This window comes from Alterinioella nitratireducens (genome assembly GCF_013155465.1).
Taxonomy (GTDB): domain Bacteria; phylum Pseudomonadota; class Alphaproteobacteria; order Rhodobacterales; family Rhodobacteraceae; genus Alterinioella; species Alterinioella nitratireducens.
Map to the genome: position 1 here is coordinate 52,092 of NZ_JABJVX010000011.1, position 14,136 is coordinate 66,227.

Annotated in this window: 12 protein-coding genes; 2 read left to right on the forward strand and 10 right to left on the reverse strand. The window is 64.9% G+C overall.

The genetic code is table 11. The annotated features are described in order from the left end of the window. Window positions 1-39: 39 nt before the first annotated feature. The 10 genes from HNS34_RS16010 to HNS34_RS16055 form a co-directional block, all read right to left on the reverse strand. Complete coding sequence (locus tag HNS34_RS16010) at window positions 40-642, reverse strand: hypothetical protein (protein ID WP_172321106.1); 603 nt, start codon at window positions 640-642, stop codon at window positions 40-42. Next, the gene (locus HNS34_RS16015; protein ID WP_235952777.1) at window positions 639-2,948 is read right to left on the reverse strand and encodes a copper-transporting P-type ATPase; all 2,310 of its coding nucleotides are present in this window, start codon (window positions 2,946-2,948) and stop codon (window positions 639-641) included. Before HNS34_RS16015 ends, HNS34_RS16010 begins: the two co-directional genes overlap by 4 nt. A 50-nt stretch (window positions 2,949-2,998) precedes the next feature. Continuing rightward, window positions 2,999-3,946, reverse strand: a complete 948-nt coding sequence (locus HNS34_RS16020; RefSeq protein ID WP_172321107.1) for a ribose-phosphate diphosphokinase — start codon at window positions 3,944-3,946, stop codon at window positions 2,999-3,001. Further along, window positions 3,943-5,451 carry a thymidine phosphorylase family protein gene (locus tag HNS34_RS16025; protein ID WP_172321108.1) on the reverse strand — a complete coding sequence of 503 codons (1,509 nt, stop codon included), beginning with the start codon at window positions 5,449-5,451 and terminating at the stop codon, window positions 3,943-3,945. Before HNS34_RS16025 ends, HNS34_RS16020 begins: the two co-directional genes overlap by 4 nt. Further along, the gene (locus tag HNS34_RS16030; protein WP_172321109.1) at window positions 5,448-6,830 is read right to left on the reverse strand and encodes an MBL fold metallo-hydrolase RNA specificity domain-containing protein; all 1,383 of its coding nucleotides are present in this window, start codon (window positions 6,828-6,830) and stop codon (window positions 5,448-5,450) included. The genes HNS34_RS16025 and HNS34_RS16030 overlap by 4 nt, the downstream gene beginning before the upstream one ends. Window positions 6,831-7,237: 407 nt before the next feature. Beyond that, a complete protein-coding gene (lgt, locus tag HNS34_RS16035; protein ID WP_172321110.1) occupies window positions 7,238-8,161 on the reverse strand; it encodes a prolipoprotein diacylglyceryl transferase in 924 nt (307 codons plus the stop codon). Window positions 8,162-8,284: 123 nt separating this feature from the next. After that, complete coding sequence (locus HNS34_RS16040; protein WP_172321111.1) at window positions 8,285-8,971, reverse strand: TVP38/TMEM64 family protein; 687 nt, start codon at window positions 8,969-8,971, stop codon at window positions 8,285-8,287. 28 nt (window positions 8,972-8,999) lie between these two features. Next, on the reverse strand, window positions 9,000-9,386 hold the full coding sequence (locus HNS34_RS16045) for a DUF302 domain-containing protein (protein WP_172321112.1): 387 nt from the start codon (window positions 9,384-9,386) through the stop codon (window positions 9,000-9,002). Between the two features lie 170 nt (window positions 9,387-9,556). Then, a complete protein-coding gene (locus HNS34_RS16050; RefSeq protein ID WP_172321113.1) occupies window positions 9,557-10,138 on the reverse strand; it encodes an EF-hand domain-containing protein in 582 nt (193 codons plus the stop codon). A 510-nt stretch (window positions 10,139-10,648) separates the two neighbouring features. Next, entirely contained in the window at window positions 10,649-10,855 is a 207-nt protein-coding gene (locus tag HNS34_RS16055) for a heavy-metal-associated domain-containing protein (protein ID WP_172321114.1), read from the reverse strand. A gap of 138 nt (window positions 10,856-10,993) precedes the next feature. Between HNS34_RS16055 and HNS34_RS16060 the strand changes: the two genes are divergently transcribed. Both HNS34_RS16060 and cueR read left to right on the forward strand, forming a co-directional pair. Continuing rightward, window positions 10,994-13,513: a heavy metal translocating P-type ATPase gene (locus HNS34_RS16060; protein WP_235952770.1), complete on the forward strand. Its 2,520-nt coding sequence runs from the start codon at window positions 10,994-10,996 to the stop codon at window positions 13,511-13,513. Between the two features lie 13 nt (window positions 13,514-13,526). Beyond that, window positions 13,527-13,946 carry a Cu(I)-responsive transcriptional regulator gene (cueR, locus tag HNS34_RS16065; protein ID WP_172321115.1) on the forward strand — a complete coding sequence of 140 codons (420 nt, stop codon included), beginning with the start codon at window positions 13,527-13,529 and terminating at the stop codon, window positions 13,944-13,946. The last annotated feature ends 190 nt before the right edge of the window (window positions 13,947-14,136 follow it).

Below are 14,136 nucleotides of genomic sequence, written 5' to 3' on the forward strand. Positions count from 1 at the left end.
TTGTGGGGGCAACGCCGGAACCGGGGCCTGGTCTTTCCTTCATCGAACGTCCGCCTGCCAGTCCATGCCGCTTGCGGTCTCTGCGAGGGCGGCCTCAAGCGCCGCTGCTGGCGCGACCCCGTCGAGCGGGCGGATCGCGATATCCAGCCGCCGGGCCGCGTTGTATCCCAATGCAGCGGCCTCGGTGGGGGCGGTTCCGTAGGTGCTTTGGTAGCGGGCGGCAAAGCTGCTGGCGTCATTCTCGGCAGCCCAACCGTCGGGAAGCACGCCGGGACGCAGCACGACGCCCGCGAAAGCAGGCGATGCGGCGGCGGATGCGTCCGGTTCCGGTCCGATCACGACCAGGACGTCGGCCGGTGTCCGGGGCGTTCCGACCAACCCGGCGACCTGGCCCGCCGCCTCGGCAGGCAGCGGCAGAAGCTGCACATCCACCCCGCCCAGGTGACCGTCCGACGTTTCGGCGGGATGCCCGTCGCGCTCGTCCGCCGCCAGCAGGAACCCGTTGACCGCCTCGGCGAGACGCGCCTCCCGGTTCTCGCCGGTCACGAGAAGTGCCGCGGTGAACTCGTGCGCAGCCGCCATGTTCGCCGTGACGGTGAGCGCGAGAGCGGCCAGCGTGCCCCGGATGATGTCCTGTCTCATATTCTGGCCCCTCTCAGCCGCAGCGAATTGAGCACCACCGAGATCGACGAAGCGCTCATGGCGAAGGCGGCGAACATCGGGCTGATGAGGATACCGAAGACGGGAAACAGGACGCCCGCCGCGACCGGCACGCCGGAGGCGTTGTAGACCAGCGCGAAGAACAGGTTCTGGCGGATGTTGCGCATTGTGGCCCGCGCCAGCCGCCGCGCCCGCACGATCCCGTCGAGGTTGCCCTTGACCAGCGTGATGCCCGCGCTTTCGATGGCCACATCGGCGCCGGTGCCCATGGCGATGCCGACATCGGCCTGCGCCAGCGCCGGTGCGTCGTTCACGCCATCCCCGGCCATCGCGACCTTGCGGCCCTCGGCCTGCAATTCCTTGATGATGCGCGCCTTGTCCTCGGGCAGCACGTCGGCCCGGATCTCGTCGATGCCGAGACGCGCGCCGATCGCCTTGGCGGTGCGTTCGTTGTCGCCGGTCGCCATGATGACGCGGAACCCGAGATCGTGCAGCTCCTTGATCGCGGCGGGGGTGGTCTCCTTTACCGGGTCGGCGACCGCGACAAGACCGGCGATCTCGCCATCCAGCACCACGAACATCACCGTCTCGCCCTCGTCGCGGCGGTCATTGGCCTTGGCGGTCAACTCGCCCGCCTCCAGCCCCAGTTCGCGGATCATCGCCAGATTGCCGAGCGCGACCGCCTGGCCGTCCACGACACCCTTGACGCCCTTGCCGGTGACCGCCTCGAAATCGTTGGCATTGGCCATTTTCACGTCACGCTCCTCCGCGCCGCGCACGATCGCTTCGGCCAGAGGGTGCTCCGATCCGCGTTCCAGCGAGGCGGCGAGGCGCAGAACCTCGGCCTCGTCATGACCGGGCTCGGGCAGGACGGCGACAAGCTGTGGTTTGCCCATCGTCAGCGTCCCGGTCTTGTCGACGATCAGGGTATCGACCTTCTCGAAGCGCTCCAGCGCCTCGGCGTTCTTGATCAGAACACCGGCCTGCGCGCCCCGTCCCGTCGCCGTCATGATCGACATCGGCGTGGCAAGCCCAAGCGCACAGGGACAGGCGATGATCAGGACCGCGACAGCCGAAATCAACGCATAGGACAGCGCGGGCGCAGGCCCCCAGACCGCCCAGGCGATAAAGGAGAGGACCGCGATTGCGATCACGGCGGGAACGAAGAACCCCGCCACCCGGTCGGCGTATTTCTGGATCGGTGCGCGCGAACGTTGCGCGTTCGACACCATCTCGACGATCTGGCTCAGCATCGTGTCGGACCCGACCCGCGTCGCCTCCATAACCAGGCTGCCGGTGCCGTTGATCGTGGCCCCCGTGACCGGGTCGCCCTCGGTCTTCTCGACCGGCACGGGTTCACCCGAGATCATGCTTTCATCGACCGAGGACCGGCCATCCAGAACCACGCCATCGACCGGTACCTTGTCGCCGGGGCGCACGCGCAGCCGGTCGCCGACCTGCACATCCTCCAGCGGGATCTCCTCCTCGGAGCCATCGTCGCGGATCACCCGCGCGGTCTTGGCCGCCATGTCCAGCAGCGCGCGGATCGCCTTGCCGGTGCCTTCACGGGCGCGCAGCTCCATCACCTGGCCAAGCAGCACCAGCGTCACGATCACCGCCGCAGCCTCGAAATAGACGCCGACATGTCCTTCCTCGTCGCGGAAGCCATCGGGGAATATGCCCGGTGCCAACACGGCGACGACGCTGAAGATCCAGGCCGCCATCACGCCCATGCTGATCAGCGAGAACATGTTGAGGTTCAGCGTCTTGAACGAATTCCAGCCGCGCACCATGAAGGGCCAGCCGCACCACAGGACCACCGGGGTTCCCAGGACCAGTTCGATCCAGAGGGTTGCGCGCTCGCCGAAAATCTCGCGCACTTCGGGAAACCCGACATAGGGCGCCATGGTCAGGATCAGGAGCGGAATGGTCAGCACCGTGCCGACCCAGAAACGGCGGGTGAAATCCACCAGTTCGGGGTTCGGGCCATCCTCTGCCGGGATACCGGATTCAAGCTCCAGCCCCATGCCGCAGATCGGGCAGGAGCCATGCTCGACCTGACGAACCTGCGGGTGCATCGGGCAGGTATAGACGGCCCCGTCATATCCGGCGGGGACGGTATCATACCTGCCGTCCGCCGGGGCGGCGCTTGCCTGGTGGTCGTGCCCGTGATGCTCATGCCCGTGGTGGCCGTGCCCTGCATCGGCACCGGCCTCCGATTCCGGCACAAGGTGCATCCCGCATTTCGGGCAATCGCCCGGACCGTTCTGCCGCACCTCCGGGTGCATCGGGCAAACATAGATGTCGGCTTCGGGGGCGGAGTGATGAGCGTGATCGGTCATTGGGAATTCCTATCGGAGCAAGTCGGTGTCAACCTATTCCTTCCACTAGATGGAAGGTCAAGACCCGACACAAGTGATCGAACCGCCGTGGCGAGCATAGCGGCGGTTCCGATCGCATTTGAGGGGTGCGGTATGGTATCGGTGGTGACGATCCGGGCGGCTCCGGCTGACATGATGACGTCATGGGCCCCTTCCGCAAAGACCGCGTGGATGGCCAGGCAGACCGGCGAACCGGTTCCGGCTGCAAGCAATCGCTCGACGGCGCGCGCCATCGTCCTGCCGGAAGACGCGATGTCATCCAGTATCACCGGAGTGCCCTCAAGCAGAGCGGCGCTCTCGGGCACGCTGATATCCACCTGGTGATCGCCGGTCCTGACCTTTCGCAGGACTTCGTAGGGCCGTGCGGCAAGCCGGGCCACTTCGGCGACCCATTGCTGGCTTTCGCTGTCTGGCCCCAGCAAGACGGCATCGGGCAGATTGGTCCGGATCCACTCGGCCAGACGCGGGGCGGACGCGACCCGCCTGGCCGGGATCGTGAAGACATCCTCCAACCGCGCGATGCGGTGCAGATGGGGATCGACCGTCACCAGCCAGTCAAAACTCTCGGCGAGAAATCCCGCGAACAGCTTCGCGCTGATGGCCTGTCCATCGCGAAAGCGCCGGTCTTGCCGCATGTAGCCCAGATAGGGCGCGATCAGCCCGACATTCCGGGCCCCCAGCTCTCGGGCCGTCTGTGCGGCGAACCGCAGCGGCAGGGCCAGGCGGTCAGGATCACGAAGCGTCGCCAGTATCGCGACATCGGCATCTCTCATGTCGTCCGGCAGGGTCATCAGGCTTTCACCGTCGGGGAAGCGATGCCAGTCGAGCAAAGAGAGATCTGCATCCAATGCCGGCGCGAGCGATCGCGCGAGCGGGTTCATGTCCGGGAACGGGACAAGAATCATGCGGTATCCTCCGACAGCCTGAGCGCGCCGGCATGGGCCTCGGCATATGCGCGTGCATAGGCCAGCTCTCCGGTCGTCTCGGCGTGGATTTCATAGAGCGGTTGTCCTGTCTCCACGGGTTCCCCGACCCGCACCAGAAGACGCACACCCGCCCGTTGCTGGCGCGGTGCGCCCGCAAGCTTTGCGATGCGGGCAATCAAACGGTTGTCGATGGCGGTGATGTATCCTGCCGCCGGGGCCAGCATCTCGGCGCGCTGCGGCGCTTCGCCAGGGTCGCGAAACCCGCCCTGTGCGGCGCAGATCGCCATGAATTTCGCGTCTGCCGCGCCACTGTCGAGCAATTTCTCTGCCCGCGCCCTGCCCGTCTTGCCAGAAGCACCCGGCGCCATGTCGAGCAACCGACCGGCAAGGTCCAGCGCACGGTCGCGCAAATCGGTCGGCGCAGCCGGAGCACGCCGGAGCACCGCCAGCACATCCGCCGCCTCGAGCGCAGGGCCGATGCCGCGCCCGACCGGGGCCGTGCCATCGCTTTCGTGAAGCGCGACGCGCAGCCCGATGGCCTGACCGACCGCGCTCAGGCGGGATCCCAGGGCCGCCGCGGCCTGCGCCGAGCGCACCTTGGCCGTTGGCCCGACCGGCAGGTCGATCAACACATCGGTTGCGCCGACAGCCGCCTTCTTTGACAGGACGCTGGCGACCAATTGTCCGACGCTGTCGAAATCCAGCGGCCTCTCGATGCGGATGAAGTGATCGTCAGCGGGGCTGAGGTTCAGCCCGCCGCCCCAGACCACGCAGCCGCCTTCGGCTTCGACCACCTTGCGCAGCGCCGCGGCGTCCAGCGCCACCGGCGCCATGGCTTCCATCGTGTCCGCAGTCCCGGCGGGGGACGTGATTGCCCGGCTCGACGTCTTGGGGATCAGATGCCCTGCCGCTGCAATGATGGCAACGACGATCGGGGTTGTCCGGTTGCCCGGCAACCCGCCGACACAATGCTTGTCCAGGACGGTCTGGCCACCCCAATCAAGCGTTTCGCCCGCAGCCTGCATTTCGCGGGTCAGGGCCACCGTCTCCCGCTCGTCAAGGCGGTTTCCGGCGCTGGCGGTGATGAATGCGGCGAGGTCGAGATCCGAGAGGCGGCTGTCGAGCGTGTCGCCAATGATCGCGGCAAAATCCTCTTGCCGCAAACGCCCTCCATAGACCTTGGCCCGGATTGCTGACGACGAAACCGGCGGCTCGGGATGCGAGAACCCTGCCCGGTCGCCGGCTTGCGCCTTCAGCGCCTGCCAGGCTGAAACCGACAGCGCGGCCTGATCCACGGCCAGCCACGCACCGCGCGCGACCACGTTCAGCGTGGCGATGATCCAGCGGTCGCGCAGGTCGATGCGAATTCGGGTCTCGGCGGCGAACCCTTCCGCGCGGCAGATGTGGCAGTCTTCGTGCATGTAGACGACCGGTTGGCGGTATGTGTCTATTCCCGAGGGGACGAGTGCGAGCGTCTCGGTCATCGCGGATGGTCCAGATACACGGTTTCCAGATGGTCGGGCGCGCGGGCCGGTCGGCCCAACTCATGGTTGATGCGAAAGCGCAGGGTATCGGATGCCGAAGGCTCGCCATGTGTCACATAGGTCATGCGCGGCGCAGGACCGGCCGACATCCAGCGCAGGATCTCCTCGGCATCGGCATGACCCGAGAACGACCGAAGCTGCACGACCTCGGCCTCGATGGGGTAGTCGCGGCCAAACATCCGCAGGTGACGCGCACCATCGGCCAGAGCGGCACCGCGCGTGCCCCCCGCCTGGAAGCCCGACAGCAGAATCGCATTGCGGCGGTCGCCGCCGAAACTGGCCAGATGATGCAGGATGCGCCCGCCGGTCAGCATGCCGCTTGCCGAGATGATGATCATCGGCCCCTGGCGGGTGTTCAGGTTCTTGGACTGCGCGACGGTGTTCACCCGCTTGGCCAGTTCAAACATCGCCACGCATTCCTCGCGGCTGATACGATGCTCGTCATGGTGCCGGTGGTAGATGTCGGTGGCGTCGACCGACATGGGGCTGTTGAGAAAGACCGGAACATACGGGATCTCGCCGCGCTCGATCAGCCGCGAAATATGCAGCATCAACCCCTGGGCGCGACCGACGGCGAAAGACGGGATCAAGACTGTCCCCCCCCGTGCGAAGACCCGTTTCAAGACCGGCGCCAGTTCCGCCTCGGCGTCGATGTCGGGATGGGCGCGGTTGCCATAGGTGGATTCGCAGACAAGAACATCGGCACCGGCAAAGGGGTCGGGCGGAGGCATCAACGGGTCCGGGTCGTGCCCCAGATCGCCGCTGAAATGGATGACCGTTCCGCCGAATTCGATCCGGATCTGCGCCGCGCCCAGAAGATGCCCTGCCGGAATGAAGGTCGCGGTGATACCGTCGCCCAGATCGACCTTTTGCCCGAAATCCACGGTATCGAACCGATCAAGCGCCGCCTCGGCGTCCTTCAGCGTGTAGAGCGGTTTCGGACTCCTGTGCTTGGAAAACCCCCGGCGCGCGGCATAGCGCGCCTCCTCTTCCTGGATGTGGCCGCTGTCCGGCAGGATCAGACCGCATAGCTCGGTCGTGGCACGGGTGCAGATCACGCGGCCACCATAGCCGGCCCGGATCAGTGCGGGAAGATAGCCGGAATGGTCCAGATGCGCATGCGTCAGCAACACCGTGTCGATGGTGGAGGGTCGCGCCGGAAAGGGTTTCCGGTTTCGCGCGCGCAGTTGCTTGAAGCCCTGGAACAGGCCGCAATCGACCAGAATACGCCGCCTGCCGATCGCCAGCAGGTAGCGCGATCCGGTAACAGTTCCGGCAGCGCCGAGAAACCGCAGCGAGGGACGGTTGAAGCGTGTCATGCGACCCTCCCGCGGTTGGCGATGGCGTTGAACAGGCCCCCGAAGACCAGGAAGGTCGGGGCCGGGAACAGGATCGCCGCGAGGACGGCAAGATGGAGGGTTGTGGTCATTTCACGTCTCCTTGTTGCGATCTTTGGTGCTGCGATGCCACCTGATCCCCGTGTCCCGACGCTTGGCCGACCATGGCTGTCGGACCTCAAGCCCGGTCTGCCTGTCTTTCTCATGCGCCATGGCCCAAAGCATCAGAGTCTAAGCAGTAGACGCCGAGCTTTCGGGATCGTTACACAAACAGGGCTTCCGGCTTACATCAGGTCGATCCGCCGGGACGGCATCGGTCGATGGTCGGCGGTCAGTCCCTTTGATACCGTGGCATTTTCCAAGTCTCTCCCATCAGTGACGACGACCCGTCACCCGGCAAGGCTGGAGTCCCGCTCGGTTGCCGTTCTCGATTGCCTGACCGCATACAATATCAACGCCAGCCCAACCAGGATCATGGGTGCGGACAGCACCTGCCCCATCGTCAGACCCCAATCGCCGAAATGGATCGCGTGACCGACCGGGTTTCCGGGCGCGACGAATTGCGCATCCGGCTGGCGGAAAAGCTCCACGAAGCTTCTGGCAGCGCCGTATCCGACCAGGAATGTCCCGGTCAGCGCCCCTGGCATCTTCAGCCAACCGCGCCGCCAGGCGAGGTAGATCAGAACGGTGCCGAGGAGCAGGCCCTCGAGCAGCGCCTCGTAAATCTGCGAGGGATGACGGGCGCAAACGGAAACGACGCCGAGGCAATCCTGCGCGGCGTCCCCCGGAAAGATCACGGCCCAGGGAACGTCGGTGGGCCGGCCCCAGAGCTCATTGTTGATGAAGTTCGCGAGCCGCCCGAGGAACAGCCCCGGCGGGGTCGCCAGCGCAAGCAGGTCGGCCACGCTGAGCACCGACGCCTTGTGGCGCAGACTGAAGACCAGCCCCGCGGTGGCAACGCCAAGGAAACCGCCATGGAAGGACATGCCGCCCCGCCAGATCTTCAGTATCTCCAGCGGATTGGCCAGGTAGTATTCCGGCTGGTAGAACAGCACGAAGCCGAGCCGCCCGCCGAGGATGACGCCCAGAATGATCCAGGTCAGAAGATCCTCGATCTGGCGGCGGTCCAGCGGCGCACCGGCCCCGGACCACAGTGCCGGCCGGCTGACCGCCATCACGCAGAGGCGCCAGCCGATCAACAGGCCGGCGATATAGGCAAGCGCGTACCAGCGCAGCGCAAAGGTGAAACTGCCGATCTCAATCGAGAACAGCTCGTGGCTTATGTCCGGAAATGGTATGGCGGCGGTCAGCATGGCCGGGTTTCCTCAAACAACGGATTGGCTTGGAAGCCGTCAGCGATCGCCGGACGGCGCGTTCTACGTGTCGATCTGACGGCGCTCGTCAGATCGGATGGAGGCCGCACCGGGGCGCGGCGATCAGTCATGGCGCACCCTATGCCTTCGCAAGTCCCGCACGGCCACGACAACAAGCGGCGTCAGCGTCAGCACACCCAACCCTATGGCGGCCCAGGTGGCGCGGGACGAGCTGCCGCTGACCGCCTCGTTGCCGAAATGGGCGAGAACGAAGCTTGCCGGGATGATTCCGGCCAGTGTCGCGACCGCGAACCGCCAGAAGTGCAGCCTGCTCAGCCCTGCGGCGTAACTGACGATGTCGAAGGAAATGAACGGCAGCAAGCGGCTGACGAAGACCGTGAATGTCAACGCGTTCTGCGACCCCAGCAAGCCCGCATCGACCTTTTCGCCAAGCCAGCGGACAAGCGCATCGCGGCCGAGAAATCGCGCCAGTGCGAATGCGGCAAGCGCGCCCAGTTCGGCACCGACGACGATGTAGACGGTCCCCAGCACATGTCCGTAGGCCGCCCCCGCCGCCAATGCGATCGGTGCGCTCGGGATTGGCGTGGCGACGATCGCGACCGTCATCAGGGCGATGACCAGCATCGGACCCCAAAGCCCCGCGGCCTCGACCCATCCGGCAATCCGGTCGCCGTCGATACGCTCGATCACACCCGCAAGCGGCCCGATGAACAGGATCGCGAGACCCACGACCAGAAAGGCCGCGATGGCCGCCTTGGCGATCCCGGGGGGGATAGACCAATGTGCCATTCGCGGCCTCATGCCGGATGCAGTGCGATCAAGCGGCATCGACCGCTTTGCGAAGCATGTCGCGAACTTCGCCCGCGACCTCGTGGAGCTGCTGGTTGTCGATGGCCTGCATGGATGCGACCGGGTCGATGGCGCTGACCTCGGTGCCGCCGTCCACCTCCCGCAGGATCACGTTGCAGGGCAGCATCGCGCCCACCCGCGGCTCGATCCCGATGGCCTTGTGCGCCATGCCGGGATTGCAGGCCCCGAGGATGAGGTAGGGGGCCATATCGACGTCGATCTTCTTTTTCATCGTCGCCTTGACGTCGATCTCGGTCAGGACGCCAAAGCCCTTGTCCTCAAGGGCCGCGCGAACGCGCATTTCGGCGTCGTCGATGCCGGTGTCGTTCAGAATGCGATCGTAGGTATATGCCATTCTCGGTTTCCTTTCATTTACCTGGACAGATATTTGACGAATGCGAAGATCCCCAACACCAGGAAGACGATGAGGAGCAACATCCAGATCCCGCCCATACCAAAACCCATCATGAAAACCTCCATAAGGCCAGAAGGATGCGGCGCCGGCATTGCGCCGGCGCCGATCGCTTAGTTGTCGTTCATCATGTTGCCGTCGCTCATGTCCGCGTCCATGTCGGACTGCGCGGGCATCATGCGATCGCGCATCATTTGCGCGCGGTCCATCATGTCGGCCGGTGCGGTCATTTCTTCCGACGTGACCGATCCATCACCATCGGCGTCCAGATACTGGAACCGGTCCACCATCATCTCGCGGATCATGGCGCTGTGAAGGGCCTCGAACTCGGCGATCGAGAGCGCGCCGTCGCCGTCGCTGTCGTATTCGGCGAGTTTTGCCTCCAACTGGCCGCGCATTTCCTCGGGCGTCACGGTGCCGTCGCCATCTGCGTCGAACATCTGCATCATGGTGCCGCCCATCATGCCGCCGCCCATCATGCCGCCGTGCATCTGCCGCATCATGTCCATCATGCCGTCCATGCCGCCCATCATGTCCATCATGCCGCCCATGCCGGGACCGCCGTCCTGCATGGTGCCCGCGGGCGACGCGGCATTCGGTTGGCCGCCATGGCCATGATTGGCCTTCGCGACGGCCGCACTGCCAGCGATGGCCGTTGTCACTGCGATTGCTGCCAGAAGAGTAGTGCGTTTCATTTGGAAAACCTCGTATCCGGTGTTGCGATGAGACCTATATGGCACGTGATTTTTGCGATGGAATACCAGTCACTTCCATGCCGTGTATCGGCGGGTCGCAAATCGAGAGGCCGTTACATTGCGCGACAAAACTCTGTCCGGAATCTCCTGGATACCATCCAAGCCGGTATGCCCTGAAATCGGCCCGGTCATCCGAAACGATCCCGACACCCCTCGCAGCGTTGATAGCGGCCGCCAGCCGCCACGACATCTTGTGCCGCAGGTGACAAGACGGGCACTATCGCAAGATCTTTCAAGTTCGATACTGGGTCCGAACCGCGGGCTCAGCCTATCCCGGCCTCCGCTGTCCGGCGTTTCCGGTCAGCCGCATCGAACAGTTCCGCGAGTTTGCCCTCGTGTCGGAAGACCCCGCTTGGGAGACGCCTTGGATGCGGCCGATCAGATGCGGGTCAAGACCGGCCTGCCCCGCATCTCGCACCTGACACGGGAGATGTCAGCCCCCGGTGGCTCTCATGTCGCGGCAAGAGATGACGGTTCGTAGCCCGCCTCGCGGATGGCTTCGGACACGGCGCGTTCGCTCAGGAAGGTCTCGACGGCAACGGTCTTGGTCTCAAGGTCACACGCGACCGTCGCTGTCGGGTCGATTGACTTGACCGCCTTCTCGATTGCCGCAGTGCAATGCCCGCAGCTCATGTCGGGTACAGTGAATCTGTTCATGGTGATCTCCTTTATCCTGGCGACGAAGATGGGTGGTTCCCACATGGGAAGGTCAAGGAGAAAAAAGTTATTTGAACTCCATTGACCTTCCAGTTAATGGAAGCCTTAAATGCTGTCGGGATGAACAAGGAGACGTCGATGCAAACTTCACAAGGCCTGCGGCTTTCAGTCCAGAACATGTCCTGCGCTTCATGCGTTGGCAGGGTCCAACGCGCTCTCTCCGCCCTGCCCGGCGTTACCGAGGTGAATGTGAACCTCGCGACCGAAACGGCGCAGGCGCAGGTCGATTCCAGATCCCGGGTCGGCGACGTGGTCGAGGCGTTGAGCCAGGCGGGCTATCCTGCCCGAACGCAATCGGTGCGGCTGAACATTTCCTCCATGTCCTGTGCCTCCTGCGTGGGCCGCGTGCAGAAAGCCCTTTCAGCGGTGCCCGGAGTCCTCGACGTCAATGTCAATCTTGCGTCTGAAACGGCGACCGTCGATTTTGCCGAGGGATCGCTTGATCTGGCCGATCTGCTGAAGGCCGCCGAAGAGGCCGGCTACCCGGCGGAGGCAACCGGCGACACGTCCTCCGAGGACCGCAGCACCCGCAAGCAAGACGAAGCCCGCGCATTCGCCCGCAAGACGATCTTTGCGGCAGCCCTTGCGCTGCCCGTTTTCGTGCTGGAAATGGGCGCGCATCTGGTGCCGGGCGTGTATGAGCTGATCGGTCGCACGATCGGCCACCAGACAAGCTGGATGATCCAGTTCGTCCTGACGACCATCGTCATGTTCTGGCCCGGCCGGCACTTCTACACCAAGGGCTTTGCCACGTTGCTGAAGGGCGCGCCCGACATGAACAGCCTCGTGGCTGTCGGCACCGGCGCGGCCTATCTCTATTCGCTGACCGCGTTGTTCGCGCCCACGCTTCTGCCCGAAGCGTCCCGCATGGTCTACTTCGAGGCGGCCGCCGTCATTGTCGTGCTGGTCCTTCTGGGGCGCTGGATGGAGGCACGCGCCAAGGGCCGCACCGGCGCCGCGATCCAGAAGCTGCTCGGTCTCCAGCCAAGCAGCGCGCGGATCCTGGTGGACGGCGAGCCGACGGATGTTGCCATCGAACAGATCGGCGTTGGCGATATTCTGGTTGTCCGCCCCGGCGAACGCGTCGCGGTGGATGGGGAAGTGACCCAAGGCAGCGCCCGTGTCGATGAAAGCATGATTACCGGTGAACCGGTTCCGGTCGAGAAGGCAGAGGGCGACCACGTGACCGGAGGGACCGTCAACGGGGCCAGCAGCTTTCAGTTTCGCGCCCTGCGCGTCGGGACGGATACAACGCTCGCCCAGATCATCCGAATGGTGGAAGAGGCACAGGGTGCCAAGCTGCCGATCCAGGGAATTGTGGATCGCATCACGCTCTGGTTCGTTCCGGCGGTCATGGTGTTGGCCGTGGTGACGGTGCTGACCTGGCTCTTGCTGGGGCCATCGCCGGCGCTGTCCTATGCGCTTGTGGCGGGCGTGTCGGTCCTGATCATTGCCTGTCCCTGCGCCATGGGTCTGGCGACGCCGACCTCGATCATGGTGGGCACCGGACGCGCGGCGGAGATGGGTGTTCTGTTTCGCAAGGGTGACGCGCTTCAGGAACTCACATCCGTTGATGTCGTGGCCCTGGACAAGACCGGCACGCTGACCGAAGGGCGCCCGGAACTGACGGACCTTGTGCTGGCCGATGGGTTTGACCGCCCCGAGATGCTCGCGCTGGTCGCGGCGGTCGAGGCACAATCCGAACACCCCATTGCCGATGCCGTCGTGCGGGCGGCCAAGGCCGAGGGGGCGGCCCGCCATGACGTCGAGGCTTTCGAGTCGATCACCGGTCTCGGTGTGCGGGCCAAGGTTGCCGGGCACGATGTGTTGGTCGGCGCGGATCGTCTGATGACCCGTGAAGGTCTGGACATCGCGTCCCTGGCGGATGCGGAACGCCGTATCGCGGAACAGGGACGGACAGCGCTCTTTGCGGCGGTGGATGGAAAGGTCGCGGCAGTTATCGGCGTGGCGGATCCGGTGAAACCCGCCAGCACCGCCGCCATTCGCGCCCTGCACGATCTCGGGCTGAAGGTGGCCATGATCACCGGCGACAAGGCGGAAACGGCAAATGCCATCGCGCGGGAAATCGGCATCGACCATGTGTTCGCCGGTGTCCTGCCCGATGGCAAGGTGGCGGCGCTGGACACGTTGAAGGGCAACCACCAGCGGATCGCGTTCGTCGGCGATGGCATCAACGACGCGCCGGCGCTGGCCCATGCCGATGTCGGCATCGCCATCGGCACGGGAACCGACGTGGCCATCGAATCGGCCGATGTCGTGCTGATGTCGGGCGATCTGCGGGGTGTCGTGAACGCGTTCCAGGTGTCCGCGCGCTCGATGCGGAACATCCGGCAGAACCTGTTCTGGGCGTTCGGATACAATGTCGCCCTGATCCCGGTGGCCGCAGGCGTGCTGTATCCGTCCTTCGGCCTGCTGCTGTCGCCCGTGCTTGCGGCGGGCGCAATGGCGTTCAGCTCGGTCTTCGTCCTGACGAATGCGCTGCGGCTTCGCTGGGTGCGCCCCGCAATGAGCGAGGCCGAGACGCCGGTCGTCACCGAAAGCGCTGTGCCGGTCCCCACCCCCGTCGCCGCGGAATGAGGAGGGTTACGACATGAACATCGGAGACGTCGCCGAAAAGTCCGGCCTGCCGCCCAAGACGATCCGCTACTACGAGGAGATCGGCCTGGTGCGGCCATTGCGGAGCGCAAACGGATATCGCAACTTTCTGGAAAGGGACGTGCACAAGCTTGCCTTTCTGGGCCGCGCCCGCGCGCTTGGATTTACCATAGAAGACTGCCGTAATCTGATGGCGCTCTATGAGGATGACCAGCGCGCCAGCTCCGAGGTCAAGGAGATCGCCGAACAGCATCTCGAACGTATCGACAACAAGATCGCGGAACTTGCGCAGATGCGTGCGACCCTCTCGCACCTGGTTCACGCCTGTGCCGGAGATCACCGCCCGGATTGCCCGATCCTGGCCGATCTTGCCGCGACATGCCCTGATGAGGATCTGATTGACACGACGGCATAGCCGCAACCTGCGGATCGCGACCGGCAAGGCGCACGCTCGGGGAAAGAGGGCCCACCCCAAGGCCGTGAACGGAAAAGGAACAGATGTGGCCGAACGACCTGCTATCCGCTCCGCTCTTGACTGTCCGGGCTTGCGGATCCGAGGGTGATGGATGATCGCGATGTCACCGGTTCCGCGTACAGGAATCCGT